The sequence below is a fragment of the Pararhizobium antarcticum genome, from assembly GCF_001885585.1.
Taxonomy (GTDB): Bacteria; Pseudomonadota; Alphaproteobacteria; order Rhizobiales; family Rhizobiaceae; genus Pararhizobium; species Pararhizobium antarcticum.
The window spans coordinates 126,766-141,488 of record NZ_LSRP01000140.1; the positions used below are offsets into that span (position 1 = coordinate 126,766).

The following is a 14,723-nucleotide window of genomic DNA, read 5'->3' on the forward strand; positions in this document are numbered from 1 at the left end:
TCAGGCCGTCAGGCCGAAAGCGCGCCGTTCATCTCGGACAGGATCAAGCGGGTGGCTGCCAGCGGGTCGGGTGCCTGGACGATCGGCCGTGCAACAACGAGGTGGCTCGATCCGGCCCGGAGCGCATCGGCCGGCGTCATGACACGCTTCTGGTCACCCCGATCGCTGCCGGCCGGGCGAATGCCGGGGGTCACGACCGCCATGTCGGGGCCGATGATCTTGCGCACGGCAGAGGCTTCTTCGGCCGAGCAGACGATGCCGCCCATGCCGGCGGCGCGCGCCTGTTCGGCACGGCGCAGGACCAGCGTGTGCGGGTCGTATTCATAGCCCGCATCGATCACGTCCTGTTCGTCCATCGAGGTCAGCACGGTGACGCCGAGCAGGCAGAGATCCGATCCCCGGGCCGCTTCGACGGCGGCACGCATCGCCTTGGGATAGGCGTGCAGCGTCAGCATCGACATTCCCATCTTGACGATGTTCTCGACGCCCTTGGCAACCGTGTTGTCGATATCGAGCAGTTTCATGTCGAGAAAAACCTTCTTGCCGTCGCTAGCAAGATCGCGGGCAAGCTCCAATCCGCCGGCAAAGACCAGCTGGTAGCCGATCTTGTAGAACAGCACGTCCTCGCCGAGCGTCTTGACGATCGTCTCCGCTTCGGCAATCGTGGGAATATCCAGACCGACGATCAGCCGGTCGCGCGCGTTTGCTGTCATTGCTGCCATCCTTGCCAGAGTTCCCATCCTTGCCAGTCTTCCATGGGCGTCCAGTCGCATGCAAGGGCACGATCTGCAAGACCGAAAGCAAAGAGATTGCCGCCGCCTGCCGGCTGATCCTGCGTCCGTGAAATGGGCTTTCCCATGAGATGGCACTTCAACAGCGTGCCAACACCGCCATGGCCGATGAAGGCAATCGGCAGCGCAGGGTCGTGAATTTCAAGGACGCCCGTAACGGCGGCGACAATCCGCGCCTGCGCATCGACAGCGCGTTCCCATCCCATGAAGCTCTGTTCCGGATCGGCAAAAAACCGGTCGGCCGCCGCTTCGAAGGCTTCCGGCAGCAAAAAACCGGTCGCCGACCGGTCGTTCTCCCCGGAACCTTGAAGTGTCTGGAGGGAAACACCGGAAGCACCGGCAAGGATCTCGGCCGTCTCCAACGCCTTGGTTTCATCGCTCGATACAATGCGACGCAGGCTGGACGCCCATGGCAGAGCCGCTGCCTTAACGGCACGCGAACGCCCCAATGCAGACACGCTCCATTTCGGAACCGGTTTGTCCGGCTCCATCCGGATTTGCGGATGCGTCAGATAGATCGCGTACATGGGCGGGCCAATTCAATGGGGCTTGCGATAGACCCAGAGCTGTGCCGGCGGAATGTTGCGAACGACAAAGTCGAAATGCGCGATCTGGTAGCGATGCGGCATGGCGATGACCGGTGACAGAGGCCCGTAGGAAATCTGGATGACAGGCCGGCCCGGCGCCATGCGGGAGAGAAGATCCTCGATCAGCGCGACGCGCCTGTCCATCGGGAAATTCAGCAGCGGCACGGCAGAAATCACGCAATCGAATGTCGCATCACGCATCGCACCCAGCGTCTTGTCGAGATCGAAGGCGTCACCGTTGATGAAATTGACGGCGGGAAAGCGCAAGGACAGATGATTGAAAAAATCGGTCGAAAATTCGACCGACACCAATTGCTCCGGCTTGATGCCCCGTTCGAGGATCGCCTTGGTGATCACGCCCGTGCCTGGTCCGAGTTCGAGAACCGGCAGACCGGAATGCGGATCAACGACACTGGCCATCCGCCGCGCCGTAACGCCTGATGTCGGCACGATCGAACCGACCGCGCGCATGTTGCTTTTCCAGCCCTTGAAGAAACGGATTTCTTCGTCGAATTTCCTTCCGAAACGTTCCTTCAGGCGAAAGTTCATGCGTATCCCCGACATTCTTATGCACCAAAATGGCCAAGTTGCAGGTTTCGCGCGGCTCATGCCGCAACCCTACACGCAAAAAGGGCAGGACCATCGGGTGAAGGCGATACTCCTGTCGTTTCTATCTTGCCGTCGTCTGCGGCAAAAACAAGTCTGAATGCGGCATAAACATGTGCGCACGTATCGAGCGCTTCTGCCTAGACACGCATCGGCATCAGAACGTACAGCGCATCGTCACCCGCCATGTCGCGCACCAGCGTCGGCGAACCGGCGTCGGCCAGCATGAAGACCGCATCGGAGCCGGAAAGCTGCGCCGTGATGTCGAGCAGATATTTGGCGTTGAAGCCGATTTCCAGCGGGTCGCTGTCGTAACCGACGGACAGTTCTTCCGTCGCGCTGCCGGAATCCGGATTGTTGACGGTGAGCGTCAACTGCCCGTCGCCGAGCGCCAGCTTGACGGCACGGCCACGTTCCGAGGAAATCGTCGAGACGCGGTCAACGGCCTGCGCGAACGATTGGCAGTCGATCTTCAGTTCCTTGTCGTTGTTGGCGGGAATGACACGCTGATAGTCCGGGAAGGTCCCGTCGATCAGCTTCGAGGTCATGATGATCGAGCCGATCGTCAGGCGGATCTTGGCGTCGGAAACTTCGACGGTGACGACCACATCCGGATTGTCGACCAGCTTCTGCAGTTCGCTGACGGTCTTGCGCGGAATGATGATGCCCGGCATGCCTTCCGAGCCCGAGGGCGCCTCGATATCGGCGCGGGCAAGGCGGTGGCCGTCGGTCGCCACGGCGCGCAGCTTCAGCTGGCCGTTGCTTTCGATCGTGTGGATATAGATGCCGTTCAGATAATAGCGGGTCTCTTCGGTGGAGATCGCAAACTGGGTGCGATCGATCAGCATCTTCAGGTCCGTCGCCTTCATCCGGAACGTATGGCTGAAGGCGCCCGCCGTCAGGTCAGGGAAATCCGATTGCGGCAGGCATTGCAGCGAGAACTTGGAGCGGCCGGACTGCACCGTCATCGCCGTGCCCTCGGCATTGGTGGCGAGCGCCACTTCAGAGCCATCGGAAAGCTTGCGCACGATGTCGTAGAGCAGATGGGCGGGCACCGTCGTGGCGCCGGGCGTTTCGACCTGCGCCGGCGTCGCCTCGGTGATCTCGAGATCGAGGTCGGTCGCCTTCATTTCGAGGCTTGCGCCATCGGAGCGCAGAAGCACGTTCGAGAGGATCGGGATGGTGTTGCGACGCTCGACCACGCGGTGCACGTGGTTCAGCGACTTCAGGAGATTGGACCGCTCGATCGTAATGCGCATGAGATGCTACCGCTTTCAACCATCGCCGGGAACGATGCCCCGGCTTCTACTTTTTTGACTGCCCCAGGACTGACCTTGGGCTGAACAGATGTGGAGCGGCAAAATGGCAGAAAGAGGTCGCGCATTGCAAGGGCAAATGGTTTGGCATCCCCTTTAATATCGGCTTCCGAACGATCTCTTGCTCTTGCTCCTGCCGGGAGGCTCACCCATAAAGACGGCACGTGCCCGACCGGCGCGCATGGAAGGACTTGGCATTTTGGAAAAGCAGGTATCGGGCGAGACACAGACCAGCGAGCGGCAGCGGAGTTTTCGGCTGCACAACGCCACCATTCCGGCGCGGCCCTTGGAGCCGGCGCTCTATCTGGTTGCGACCCCGATCGGCAATCTCTCGGATATTACCCTGCGGGCGCTGGAAACGCTGGCGGGGGCCGATGTTCTGGCCTGCGAGGATACCCGCGTGACCCGCGTGCTGCTGGATCGCTACGGCATCGTCAACCGGCCCTATGCCTATCACGAGCACAATGCCAACGAGGCCGGGCCGAAGCTACTGGCTGCGCTCGATGCCGGCAAGTCGGTTGCGCTGGTGTCCGATGCCGGGACGCCGCTGGTCTCTGACCCCGGCTTTCGGCTTGGGCAGAGCGCCATCGAGGCCGGGCACCGCGTCGTGCCGATCCCCGGTGCATCTGCGCCGCTCGCAGCGCTTGTCGGCTCCGGCCTGTCGAACGAGGCGTTTTTCTTTGCGGGCTTTCTTCCATCCAAGGACAAGGCCCGGCGCGACCGGCTGCGCGAACTGTCGCTGGTGCCGGCCACGCTGATCTTCTTTGAATCGCCGCACCGGATCGCCGCGACGATCACGGCCGCCACTGACGAGCTTGGCGACGTCCGCCGGGCATCCGTCTGCCGGGAACTGACCAAGACGTTTGAGGAGTTTCGCCGCGGAACGCTGGGCGAACTGAAAGCCTTTTACGACGAGGGCGCGACGGTAAAGGGCGAGATCGTGCTCGTCATCGCCCCGCCCGACGCGCCGGCCGCCCCGGAGGCCGAGGATGTCGATGCGATCCTGATCAAGCTCGTCAAGGATATGTCGACCGGCAAGGCGGCGACACAAGCCGCAAAACAGACAGGGCTCAACCGCAAGGATCTGTACGATCGGCTTCTGGAACTGAAGGGGCGCGATGACGCGTAGGCCGCCCAGCGCCGAACGGCTGAAGGCGCTGCGGCGCGGGTCGCTGGCCGAATACCGGGCGGCCGTCGCCCTTCTCCTCAAAGGCTACCGGATCGTCGCCTTCCGCTACCGAACGAAGGTCGGCGAAATCGACATCATCGCCCGCAAGGGCGACCTCGTCGCCTGTGTCGAGGTCAAGGCTCGCCGATCGCTCGACGAGGCCGTCTTTGCAGTCTCGTATTCCGCCCAAAAGCGCATTCGGGCGGCAAGCGATTTCTGGCTTTCCAGGCAACCGGACGCCGCCCGCCTGTCGATCCGCTACGATATCGTGTCCGTCATGCCCTGGCGCTGGCCGGTTCATCTTCCGGATGCTTTTTAAGAGCGTTCCTGCTTCAAGATTTGCGCCCGCAAGGCTGCCGATGGCGGCGATCTGCCGGATCCGGCGTTCGCAGGGGGCTGCCCATCTTGTTTAAGCGCAGCGCGCCATTTACATGTGGCAGGGCTTTTCAACAGGGAATGAAACATGGCGAAGATCACCAATGTCGCGGTCCAGATGGACCACGTCTCCAGCATCAACATTGCCGGCGACAGCACTTTTGCCATGAGCCTCGAGGCGCAGGCGCGCGGCTACAGACTGTTTCACTATACGCCGGACAAGCTGAGCATGCGCGACGGCAAGATCATCGCCGCCGTCGAAACGATGGAACTGCGCGACATCAAGGGCGACCACTATACGTTGGGCGAGGCTGAACGCATCGACCTTTCGACCATGGACGTGGTGCTCCTGCGCCAGGATCCGCCCTTCGACATGTCCTATATCACGTCGACGCATCTTCTGGAGCGCATCCATCCGAAGACGCTGGTCGTCAACGATCCGGCCTGGGTGCGCAATTCACCGGAAAAGATCTTCGTCACTGAATTTCCCGACCTGATGCCGAAGACGCTGATCACCCGCGATCCGGCCGAGATCGCCCGCTTCCGCGCCGAAATGGGCGACATCATCCTGAAGCCGCTCTATGGCAATGGCGGCGCCGGTGTCTTCCATTCGACCCGCGACGACCGCAACATGTCCTCTCTCCTGGAAATGTTCGGCCAGATGTTCCGCGAGCCCTTCATTGCCCAGGAATACCTGCCGGCGGTGCGCAAGGGTGACAAGCGCATCATCCTCGTCGACGGCGAGCCGGTGGGCGCCATCAACCGCGTGCCGGCCGAGCACGATGCCCGTTCCAACATGCATGCCGGCGGCACGCCGATGCCGACCGAACTGACGACGCGCGAAAAGGAAATCTGCGCCCGCATTGGCCCTGCCCTGCGTGAACGCGGCTTCCTGCTCGTCGGCATCGACGTGATCGGCGATGTCATGACCGAGATCAACGTCACCTCGCCCACGGGCATTCGCGAAGTGAAGGCATTCGGCGGGGCCGACATCGCAGCCTTGCTCTGGGACGCCATCGAAAAGAAGCGCGGCTGAGACGGTTTCGCCTGATGCGTGTTCACGGTTGTTCACCTCTGTTCGCAGATTACAACCTCATGCAACTTTAGCGATTCATGATCAGCACGTATGTTCGATAATTGTTCTTGTTTTATTCCGTTAATCGTGCAAGATTTCGCGATACAACCCAAAAATGGTTGCAGTTGGCGAGATCAACAGGCCGGCGGAAAACAGGGGCAATCATGGTCGCGCGCGTCAGCACGGTTGCATTTCAGGGCATAGAGGGCGTTCCCGTCGACGTTCAGGTCATGGTGGCACCCGGCAAAGTGGGCATGCAGATCGTCGGTCTGCCAGACAAGGCTGTGGCGGAAAGCCGGGAGCGGGTCCAGGCCGCCCTGCACGCCTCCGGCCTATCGCTTCCCGCCAAGAAGGTGACCGTCAACCTGGCGCCGGCCGATTTGCCGAAGGAGGGATCGCATTTCGACCTTCCCATCGCGCTCGGCCTGATGGCCGCGCTCGGTGCCATTCCCGCCGATGCGCTGGGCGGCTATGTCGTCATCGGCGAGTTGAACCTGGATGGCACGATCGCCGCAGTGGCCGGCGCACTGCCGGCCGCGATCGGCGCCAACGCGCTCGGCAAGGGGCTGATCTGCCCGGCCGACAGCGGTGCCGAAGCCGCCTGGGCGGGCAGCAATATCGATATCCTTGCGCCGCGCAGCCTGATTGCGCTGTCCAACCATTTCCGGGGCACGCAGGTGCTATCGCGCCCGGAGCCAGCCATCCGCTCCAACGCTGCCAACATGCCTGACCTCGCCGACATCAAGGGACAGGAAAGCGCGAAACGCGCGCTCGAGGTCGCGGCGGCCGGCAATCATAACCTGCTTATGGTTGGACCGCCCGGTTCGGGCAAATCGATGCTGGCGGCGCGTCTGCCCTCGATCCTGCCGCCGCTTTTGCCGTCCGAACTGCTCGAAGTCTCGATGATCCACTCGATCGCCGGCCAGCTTGCCGGTGGCAAGCTCTCCGATCGCCGGCCGTTTCGCACCCCGCATCATTCTGCCACCATGGCCGCGATGATCGGCGGCGGATTGCGGGCGCGGCCCGGTGAAGCCTCGCTTGCCCATCATGGCGTTCTGTTTCTCGACGAATTTCCCGAATTCACGCCGCAGGTTCTCGATGCCCTGCGCCAGCCGCTGGAGACAGCGGAGTGCATCATCGCCAGGGCGAACCACCGCGTCACCTATCCGGCGGCGATCCAGCTTGTTGCGGCGATGAACCCATGCCGTTGCGGCATGGCGGGCGAACCGGGGCACAGCTGCGCCCGCGGGCCGCGGTGCGTGACGGACTACCAGGGCCGGATCTCCGGACCGCTGATGGACCGGATCGACATCCGCATCGACGTGCCGGCCGTCACGGCTTCCGACCTGATCCGGCCGATGCAGGCAGAGACGAGCGCCGTGGTGGCAACACGGGTGGCACGCGCCCGCGAAATCCAGCGGGATCGTTTCATCGCCTTCGGGACGCCCGGTATCTCGTCGAATGCGCGATGCACGACGGCGATGATCGAGACCATGGCGGAGCCGGATGCGGGCGGGCTGCAATTGCTGCGCGACGCAGCGGAGAAGCTGAAGTTTTCGGCACGGGGCTATCACCGTGTCCTCAAAGTCGCCCGTACGCTTGCGGATCTCGACGGGACCCTGACCGTCGGGCGCATCCATCTGGCGGAAGCGATTTCCTATCGGGTTGCCGGCGCGCGGCTGACGGCAGCCGCTTGACTGCAGAAGGGGCGCAGATGCGCCCCTGGCCGGAAATCGGGTGTCGCCGCGGCTGCGATTTTCAGCCGCCCAGCCCTTCAAACAGCGCCGTCGAGAGATAGCGCTCGGCAAAAGAGGGAATGATCACGACGATCGTCTTGCCTTCGTTTTCCGGACGCTGGCCCACCTTGATCGCTGCGGCCAGTGCGGCACCGGACGAGATACCGACGGGCACGCCTTCAAGGCGCGCCACGTGACGCGCCGTTTCGATGGCTGTCGCGCTTTTGATGGTGACCACCTCGTCATAGATCTTGGTGTCGAGGATCGCTGGCGCAAAGCCGGCGCCGATGCCCTGGATCTTGTGCGGACCGGGTGCGCCGCCCGACAGAACAGGGGATTCTTCCGGCTCCACGGCGATGACCTGGATCGACGGCTTCTTGCCCTTCAGAACCTGGCCGGTGCCGGTGATCGTGCCGCCGGTGCCGATGCCGGAGACGAGAATGTCGATCCCACCCTCGGTGTCGTTCCAGATTTCCTCGGCCGTCGTCTTGCGGTGAATATCCGGATTGGCCGGATTTTCGAACTGCTGCGGAATGATGGCATCCGGCATCGTCGAGGCCAGTTCCTCGGCCTTGGCGATCGCGCCCTTCATGCCCTTGGGTCCCTCCGTCAGGACCAGTTCTGCACCGAGCAGCGCCAGCATCTTGCGGCGCTCGACCGACATGGTCTCGGGCATGGTGAGGATCAGCTTGTACCCCTTTGCGGCTGCGGCGAAGGCCAAAGCGATGCCGGTATTGCCGGAGGTCGGCTCGATCAGCGTCGTCTTGCCGGGCGTGATCTTGCCTTCTGCCTCGAGGCTTTCGATCATGGCAACACCGATGCGGTCCTTGACGGAGGCGATCGGATTGAAGAATTCGAGCTTGGCGAGCAGGTGCGCCTTGACGCCATTTTCCTTGGCCAGCTTGTCGAGGCGCACGATCGGCGTATCGCCGATGGTCTCGGTGATCGACGAATAGACGCGGCCGCGGCCGGGCTTGCGTGGTTCGGACATGGTTTTCTCCCTTTTGCCATTCTTGGCGATGACAATAGGGTCAAAGCCGCAGCCTTGCCAGAGCATCAATCCCGCAGCCATCGCAGCAGAGAGAAAAATCTGTTGCGGAACCGATGCTTGCGAAACGAATATTTCAGGCGGCGCGGGTGGCGATATAGGCGGCCGTTCCGGCAAGGATGCTTGCGGCAATGCGGTTGAGGGCCTTTAGCGCGCGCGGCTGTTTCAGAAGCATACGCGCCCGGGTCGCCAGCAGAATATAGGGGATCAGCACCGCCAGCAGAACGAGAAAGGTCGCCATGACCAGAAGACCGTAATCTGCAGGCCCGATGCTGTGCAGGTCGATCAGCGTCGGCACGAGCGCCACGTAGAAGAGCATGGTTTTCGGATTCCCCAGCGTCACCAGCAGGCCCGAGAGAAACGACATGGCCATGTTGCCGGAGGCCTTCGCCTTGATGTCCTGTGCGAAGATACCGGCACTCCAGAGCTTCCAGGCGATGTAGACCAGATAAAGCGCACCGGCGACCTTGATGACGGTAAAGGCTGCGGTGAAGGTCTGCGCCAGAAAGGCAAGACCGAGAATGACTGCGGTCAGGTAGATCAGGTCACCGAGGATCAGGCCGAGCCCCATGAAGAAGGTCTCGCGAAAGCCGGACCCCAGCGCCCGCGCGACGATCGCGGTCATGCCGGGCCCGGGAATGGCGGCCGCGATGAAAAGCGCGGCGCAATAGGCAAGCAGCACGGGAATGCTCATTGATGTCTCCTCCGGTCGATGGACGAGCCATACGCGCGCCTTACAGATTTTTCAATGTTTCCGATAAAGGCCGCGGAGCGAAATAAGTGCTTTTGCGCCTCGCGAAATCGGGTAAAAGCGCTGCGAATACAAAGGAAAAGACCATGACCACAGCCCTTCTGCTCATCGACGTCCAGAACGCCATTGTTGCAGGCCTCGGCACGCCCGAACGCCAGCCAGCCATCGATGTCGCGCTCAACCAGATGATCGGCCGGTTGCAGGTCGTCCAGGCCCGCGCACGCACCGCCCATACCCCTGTTTTCCTCATCCAGCATGATGGCGGCCCGGGAGATCCGCTGGCACGCAGCAGCATGGGCTGGGGCCTGCGCTACGAGATCGCCCCGGTTTCGGGCGAGGTGGTGATCCATAAGAAGAGCTGCGATTCGTTCTTCGGCACCGATCTCGATGCGCAGTTGCGGCAGCGATCGATCAACCACCTGGTGATTGGCGGCTGCATGACGCAGTTCTGCATCGATACCACCGTGCGCCGCGCCGTAACGCTCGGCTATGACGTCACGCTTCTCTCCGACGGCCATGCGACTGCCGATATGGGCACGCTGACGTTCGAGCAGATAATCGCCCATCACAATGCCGTGCTCGACGGCTTCGATGCCGGCGCGCATGCGATCACCCTGCGTCCAGCCCTGGAAGTAGCGTTCTGATCGCAAGCACCGCTATCGACCGTTGAAAAGCCTCGACGGTCGATGGGGCTCGATCACCGGGCACCCTGCCCGGATCAGACGCCCGTCGAACCGAAGCCGCCTGTGCCGCGTTGCGTTTGCCCGGCAAGGCTTGCCTCCGTCAGCGTCACCTGCGTTACCGGCGCCACGACCATCTGGGCGATGCGCATGCCACGTTCGATGCGGAAATCTTCGTCGCCCAGATTGACGAGCAGGACCTTAACCTCGCCGCGATAATCGCTGTCGATCGTGCCGGGCGTGTTCAGGCAGGTGATGCCGTGTTTGAACGCAAGCCCCGAGCGCGGGCGGATCTGCGCCTCGTATCCTGAAGGTATCTCGAAGATGAAGCCTGTCGGCACCAGGGCACGCCTGCCGGGAGACAAAACCATGGTCTCGTCTGCAGCCACGGCAGCGCGCAGGTCCATGCCGGCGGCGCCCGCTGTCTCATAGGATGGCAGATCGATATCCGCGCCATGCGGCAGGCGAACAAGGCTCAGGGTCGGGCGGGTCTGTGCGGCAAGGGTCATGTCGGCATTACTTTGCGCAGGCGAACGGTGGGTCAATTGCAAAGTCGGGCCAAAATCGCTAGACAGCCCGCAACTCACAGGAATTTTGACATATGGCCGAAAGTCTCGCCGAGGCGGTTTCCCGCCGCCGCACCTTTGCTATTATCGCGCACCCGGACGCCGGCAAGACGACGCTGACCGAAAAACTGCTGCTGTTCGGCGGTGCCATCCAGCTCGCCGGCGAGGTCAAGGCAAAGAAGGACCGCATCCAGACGCGATCCGACTGGATGAAGATCGAGCGCGAACGCGGCATCTCGGTCGTGACATCGGTGATGACCTTCGAATATGGCGGCAATGTCTTCAACATTCTAGATACGCCGGGACACGAGGACTTCGCCGACGACACCTATCGCACGCTGACGGCCGTCGATGCCGCAGTCATGGTCATCGATGCCGCCAAGGGCATCGAGCCGCGGACGCTGAAACTGTTCGAAGTCTGCCGCATGCGCGATATCCCGATCATCACCTTCATCAACAAGATGGACCGCGAGAGCCGCGATCCCTTCGAGATCCTGGATGAGGTCGAGGAAAAGCTGGCGCTGGACTGCGCCCCGATCACCTGGCCGATCGGCCGGTCGAAAACCTTCTGCGGGTCCTATTATCTTGCCGAGAATTCGGTGCGCGGAAACGACACGCAGGTCGAGGCGCTGAAGGTCAACGGACCGCGGGCCGTCGCCGACCGGCTGCCGGAAAACGAACGCCAAACCTTCATCGATGAAACCGAACTGGCCATCGAGGCCTGCCGGCCCTTCGATCGCAAGGCCTTTCTCGAGGGGCACATGACGCCGGTCTTCTTCGGATCGGCACTGCGCAATTACGGCGTGCGCGACCTGATCGATGCGCTCGGCGATTTCGCGCCGCCGCCGCGCGACCAGGTGGCCGATACCCGCATCGTGCATGCGACGGACGACAAGATGACGGCCTTCGTCTTCAAAATCCAGGCCAATATGGACCCCAACCACCGCGACCGCATCGCCTTTGCCCGCATCTGCTCGGGCAAGCTGGAGCGCGGCATGAAGGCGCGGCTGGCGCGGACCGGCAAGCAGCTCGGCCTCACCGCCCCACAATTCTTCTTCGCCTCGCAGCGCCAGCTGGCCGATACGGCCTATGCCGGCGATGTGGTCGGCATTCCCAACCACGGCACGCTGCGCATCGGCGACACTTTGACCGAGGGCGAACAGCTGGTGTTCCAGGGCGTGCCGAATTTCTCGCCGGAAATCCTGCGCCGCGTGCGGCTGGAAGATGCGATGAAGGCGAAAAAGCTCAAGGAAGCCCTGCAGCAGATGGCCGAGGAAGGCGTCGTGCAGCTGTTTTCACCCGAGGACGGCTCGCCCGCGATCGTCGGTGTCGTTGGCGCACTGCAGCTCGACGTGCTGAAGGAGCGGTTGCAAGGGGAATACGGCCTGCCGGTGTCGTTCGACATGGCGCGCTTCTCGGTGTGCCGCTGGATCTCTGCCGACCAGCCTGCGGACCTTGATAAATTCATCACCGTCAAACGCGGCGACATTGCCCGCGATCTCGACGGCGATCCCGTCTTCCTGGCACAGGACGCCTTCTCGCTGCGCTACGAGGCCGAGCGTCATCCGGCCATCAAGATGGTCGCCATCAAGGAATATCACGTCGCCAAGGCGGCGTGATATTCGCGGTCAACGGTTAGGCTGCCCGAATAACGGCGCCTTGTTCGCGACCTGAACGTTCGAAGCCCTGTGCCCTCCGCCGCCGGTCCGCACCTGCCTGCTCTCCCTGACGAGCAAAACAGACAGGACAGCGAATGCCAGGAGCAGTCCGGTTGGGTAGATCAGCAAGGCCCTGAGATAGGAGAATATCCGCATTACCAGGATGCGGATATTCATGCCGGTCGCGCCGAAGAACCACAGGGAAAGCATCTGCAGAATGCCGACAAGCCCCAATCCTACCACGATGAAAAGCAGGATTTTCCAGACTCCATAGAGTCTTTCCAGCCGTCCGGTCATCGGCTCGTGGTTTTCTGGCAGGAGGCTCAATGTCGTGGCCAGGATCACGGCTGCAATCAGGGACGCCGGGAAAGGCGTCGACAGGATACCCAAGGAGAAACCAACGGCCCAGAAGGAACCGAACGTTGTTCCAAACGGAAGATCCGCCAGAACCAGGATGGGCACAGAGAGCCCGATCATCGGAGATATTCCGATGGTGCGCGCTCGTCCCAGCGAAATTCGCCCTGTCGAATAGGTGAAAGCCAAGTAAATGAGTGGCTTCAAATACAGGCCGAGAACCAGCGTGAGCGCACCCGAAGCGCCTCCGACACTTTGTGCACCCGAGAGCTTGACCAAACCATAGACGAAAAACGGGAAAGCGAGCGTGATGGCCACCAGGATACCAAAGCGCATCCCGAGACGCCGTGCATATTGCCCACCGCTGATCCAACGCACCAAGACGCTTCCCCTCTGATCGAAACAATGGAAAATGCGTAGTGTAAAACCTTTAAGGCGAGCAAAAGCAGGTTCTTAAAGTTGTATCCTTCGGTCGATCGAAACCCCTGACGTCTTGCCTCTAACGGCGGTCCGTCAAAGTGAGATCGCCGTTTTCATCGACCGAGACCGCGATGCCGACATAGCCGGGGATGGTCTGGTGCCTGGTCTCGAAGGGATGGGTGTGGGTCGCGGTGATCACCATGACGTCCGCGCCGGCCGCCTCACCGGCAATCACGCCGGCCGCGACATCCTCGAACACCAGGCAATCCTTGGCGTCGAAACCAACGCGCTTGGCGCCGAGCAGATAGCATTCCGGGCTCGGCTTGCCGCGCGAGACATCCTCGGCGATGACGATGAACCTTGGTTCCGGCAGGCCGGCGGCAGCGATCCGCACCTTGGCGAGTTCGCGGGGCGAGGACGTGACGATCGCCCAGCGTTCCGGCGGCAGGCTTTTCAGGAATTCGATGGCGCCGGGCAGCGGGCGAACACCCTCGACATCGTCCATCTCGCGCTGCGTGATGATGGCCGCCTCCGCTTCGGGGTCGACGCCCGGCAGGCCGAGCTGGCGGATCGTATCGACGCCGCGCTTGCCGTGCATGGTCGGCAGGAAGGTCGCAACATCGAGGCCATGGCTTTCCGCCCAGCTTCCCCAGACCCGTTCGGCCGCCTCGATGGAACTCAGCAACGTGCCATCCATGTCGAACAGGAAAGCGGAATATGTCTTACCGAAAACCGGCGTGGAAGCAGGGGACAAGAGAGGAACTCCTTCGGATAGAGGCAATCGTCGGTCTGTGACGGTTCAAGCCCCCTCCGCATAAGGGGATTTTCTGCGGAGATCAAACAGGATCGGTCACCGGGCCGTGTCGAGCGTGTTTTTGTTCGAGATGTCTATTGCGCCGAAAAGGCAAGGCGCAGGCCCATCAGCCCGAAGGCCGCTGCAAATCCGCGCCGCATCCAGGCGACGACGCCGGGCCGGGCCATCACACGCGCCCGGGCTGCCGCTGCAAAGACGCCGTAGACGACGAAAACCAGGAATGTCAGGAGCATGAACACCGCGGCCAGGCCAATCATGAAAGCGGTCGGCTGGGATGTGGACGCCGGAACGAACTGCGGCAGGAAGGCGAGAAAGAACAAGGAGAGCTTCGGATTGAGACTGTTGATCAGGATCGCCGTTGCGACGATTTTGGTGGACGGTACCGGCGGTGCATCATCGGCGATGCGCAGGGCATCCCGGTCGCGGAGCACACTCCACGCCATATAGAGCAGGTAGACGACGCCGAGATATTTGATGACCTCGAAGGCAAGCGCACTGGTGTGCAGCAGGGCGGACAGGCCGGCAATGCTGGCGAAGATGTGGGGCAGGATGCCCAGCGTGCAGCCGAAGGCCGCGACGATGCTGGCACGTGCGCCATTGTTGAGCCCGATCGCCAGCGTGTAGAGCACGCCGGTGCCCGGCAGGAGAATGATGATCAGCGAAGTCAGCAGGTAATCAAGGCTCATGATCCGGTTCCGTCCTTTGTTTACAGGGACGATATGCCGGCAATGCGCCCATGACGTCTTGAACGGAATTGCAGATCCGAAGGACCGGTGTT

16 protein-coding genes are annotated in these 14,723 nt (G+C 62.0%); 6 read left to right on the forward strand and 10 right to left on the reverse strand.

The window, feature by feature from the left end:
• Positions 1-8 precede the first annotated feature (8 nt).
• The 4 genes from pyrF to dnaN all read right to left on the reverse strand — a co-directional run bounded on the left by pyrF (position 9) and on the right by dnaN (position 3,243).
• Positions 9-713, reverse strand: a complete 705-nt coding sequence (gene pyrF / locus AX760_RS24500) for an orotidine-5'-phosphate decarboxylase (RefSeq protein ID WP_071835669.1) — start codon at positions 711-713, stop codon at positions 9-11.
• Entirely contained in the window at positions 710-1,318 is a 609-nt protein-coding gene (locus AX760_RS24505) for a histidine phosphatase family protein (RefSeq protein WP_071835618.1), read from the reverse strand. Before AX760_RS24505 ends, pyrF begins: the two co-directional genes overlap by 4 nt.
• 12 nt (positions 1,319-1,330) lie before the next feature.
• Positions 1,331-1,927 carry a phospholipid N-methyltransferase PmtA gene (pmtA, locus tag AX760_RS24510; RefSeq protein ID WP_071835619.1) on the reverse strand — a complete coding sequence of 199 codons (597 nt, stop codon included), beginning with the start codon at positions 1,925-1,927 and terminating at the stop codon, positions 1,331-1,333.
• 197 nt (positions 1,928-2,124) lie between these two features.
• Positions 2,125-3,243 carry a DNA polymerase III subunit beta gene (gene dnaN / locus AX760_RS24515; RefSeq protein WP_071835620.1) on the reverse strand — a complete coding sequence of 373 codons (1,119 nt, stop codon included), beginning with the start codon at positions 3,241-3,243 and terminating at the stop codon, positions 2,125-2,127.
• 238 nt (positions 3,244-3,481) lie between these two features.
• Between dnaN and rsmI the strand changes: the two genes are divergently transcribed.
• The 4 genes from rsmI to AX760_RS24535 all read left to right on the forward strand — a co-directional run bounded on the left by rsmI (position 3,482) and on the right by AX760_RS24535 (position 7,615).
• The gene (rsmI, locus tag AX760_RS24520) at positions 3,482-4,429 is read left to right on the forward strand and encodes a 16S rRNA (cytidine(1402)-2'-O)-methyltransferase (protein ID WP_071835621.1); all 948 of its coding nucleotides are present in this window, start codon (positions 3,482-3,484) and stop codon (positions 4,427-4,429) included.
• Positions 4,419-4,787, forward strand: coding sequence for a YraN family protein (locus AX760_RS24525; RefSeq protein ID WP_071835622.1), 369 nt, complete (start codon positions 4,419-4,421; stop codon positions 4,785-4,787). The genes rsmI and AX760_RS24525 overlap by 11 nt, the downstream gene beginning before the upstream one ends.
• Before the next feature lie 144 nt (positions 4,788-4,931).
• Positions 4,932-5,879: a glutathione synthase gene (gshB, locus tag AX760_RS24530; RefSeq protein WP_071835623.1), complete on the forward strand. Its 948-nt coding sequence runs from the start codon at positions 4,932-4,934 to the stop codon at positions 5,877-5,879.
• A gap of 203 nt (positions 5,880-6,082) precedes the next feature.
• Positions 6,083-7,615 (forward strand): YifB family Mg chelatase-like AAA ATPase, encoded by a 1,533-nt coding sequence (locus AX760_RS24535; protein ID WP_071835624.1) that lies wholly within the window; start codon positions 6,083-6,085, stop codon positions 7,613-7,615.
• 61 nt (positions 7,616-7,676) lie between these two features.
• Here AX760_RS24535 and cysK read toward each other — a convergent pair whose 3' ends face one another.
• Entirely contained in the window at positions 7,677-8,645 is a 969-nt protein-coding gene (gene cysK, locus AX760_RS24540) for a cysteine synthase A (RefSeq protein ID WP_071835670.1), read from the reverse strand.
• Positions 8,646-8,778: 133 nt separating this feature from the next.
• Positions 8,779-9,396, reverse strand: a complete 618-nt coding sequence (locus AX760_RS24545; RefSeq protein WP_071835625.1) for a LysE family translocator — start codon at positions 9,394-9,396, stop codon at positions 8,779-8,781.
• 143 nt (positions 9,397-9,539) lie between these two features.
• On the opposite strand from AX760_RS24545, the gene AX760_RS24550 reads away from it, so the two are divergent.
• Positions 9,540-10,097: a cysteine hydrolase family protein gene (locus tag AX760_RS24550; RefSeq protein WP_071835626.1), complete on the forward strand. Its 558-nt coding sequence runs from the start codon at positions 9,540-9,542 to the stop codon at positions 10,095-10,097.
• Positions 10,098-10,171: 74 nt separating this feature from the next.
• Here the strand turns inward: AX760_RS24550 and dut are convergent, their stop codons facing one another.
• Positions 10,172-10,642, reverse strand: coding sequence for a dUTP diphosphatase (dut, locus tag AX760_RS24555; protein ID WP_071835627.1), 471 nt, complete (start codon positions 10,640-10,642; stop codon positions 10,172-10,174).
• Positions 10,643-10,734: 92 nt separating this feature from the next.
• On the opposite strand from dut, the gene AX760_RS24560 reads away from it, so the two are divergent.
• Positions 10,735-12,318, forward strand: a complete 1,584-nt coding sequence (locus tag AX760_RS24560; protein WP_071835628.1) for a peptide chain release factor 3 — start codon at positions 10,735-10,737, stop codon at positions 12,316-12,318.
• Between the two features lie 9 nt (positions 12,319-12,327).
• Here the strand turns inward: AX760_RS24560 and AX760_RS24565 are convergent, their stop codons facing one another.
• The 3 genes from AX760_RS24565 to AX760_RS24575 form a co-directional block, all read right to left on the reverse strand.
• Positions 12,328-13,092, reverse strand: a complete 765-nt coding sequence (locus AX760_RS24565) for a hypothetical protein (protein ID WP_139276036.1) — start codon at positions 13,090-13,092, stop codon at positions 12,328-12,330.
• 118 nt (positions 13,093-13,210) lie between these two features.
• Positions 13,211-13,885 (reverse strand): HAD family hydrolase, encoded by a 675-nt coding sequence (locus tag AX760_RS24570; protein WP_071835631.1) that lies wholly within the window; start codon positions 13,883-13,885, stop codon positions 13,211-13,213.
• Between the two features lie 134 nt (positions 13,886-14,019).
• A complete protein-coding gene (locus AX760_RS24575; RefSeq protein WP_071835632.1) occupies positions 14,020-14,631 on the reverse strand; it encodes a LysE family translocator in 612 nt (203 codons plus the stop codon).
• Positions 14,632-14,723 lie beyond the last annotated feature (92 nt).

Coding starts and splice junctions, on each gene's coding strand:
- pyrF (WP_071835669.1), bottom strand. CDS start 713: ATGACAGCAAACGCGCGCGACCGGCTGATCGTCGGTCTGGATATTCCC.
- AX760_RS24505 (WP_071835618.1), bottom strand. CDS start 1,318: ATGTACGCGATCTATCTGACGCATCCGCAAATCCGGATGGAGCCGGAC.
- pmtA (WP_071835619.1), bottom strand. CDS start 1,927: ATGAACTTTCGCCTGAAGGAACGTTTCGGAAGGAAATTCGACGAAGAA.
- dnaN (WP_071835620.1), bottom strand. CDS start 3,243: ATGCGCATTACGATCGAGCGGTCCAATCTCCTGAAGTCGCTGAACCAC.
- rsmI (WP_071835621.1), top strand. CDS start 3,482: ATGGAAGGACTTGGCATTTTGGAAAAGCAGGTATCGGGCGAGACACAG.
- AX760_RS24525 (WP_071835622.1), top strand. CDS start 4,419: ATGACGCGTAGGCCGCCCAGCGCCGAACGGCTGAAGGCGCTGCGGCGC.
- gshB (WP_071835623.1), top strand. CDS start 4,932: ATGGCGAAGATCACCAATGTCGCGGTCCAGATGGACCACGTCTCCAGC.
- AX760_RS24535 (WP_071835624.1), top strand. CDS start 6,083: ATGGTCGCGCGCGTCAGCACGGTTGCATTTCAGGGCATAGAGGGCGTT.
- cysK (WP_071835670.1), bottom strand. CDS start 8,645: ATGTCCGAACCACGCAAGCCCGGCCGCGGCCGCGTCTATTCGTCGATC.
- AX760_RS24545 (WP_071835625.1), bottom strand. CDS start 9,396: ATGAGCATTCCCGTGCTGCTTGCCTATTGCGCCGCGCTTTTCATCGCG.
- AX760_RS24550 (WP_071835626.1), top strand. CDS start 9,540: ATGACCACAGCCCTTCTGCTCATCGACGTCCAGAACGCCATTGTTGCA.
- dut (WP_071835627.1), bottom strand. CDS start 10,642: ATGACCCTTGCCGCACAGACCCGCCCGACCCTGAGCCTTGTTCGCCTG.
- AX760_RS24560 (WP_071835628.1), top strand. CDS start 10,735: ATGGCCGAAAGTCTCGCCGAGGCGGTTTCCCGCCGCCGCACCTTTGCT.
- AX760_RS24575 (WP_071835632.1), bottom strand. CDS start 14,631: ATGAGCCTTGATTACCTGCTGACTTCGCTGATCATCATTCTCCTGCCG.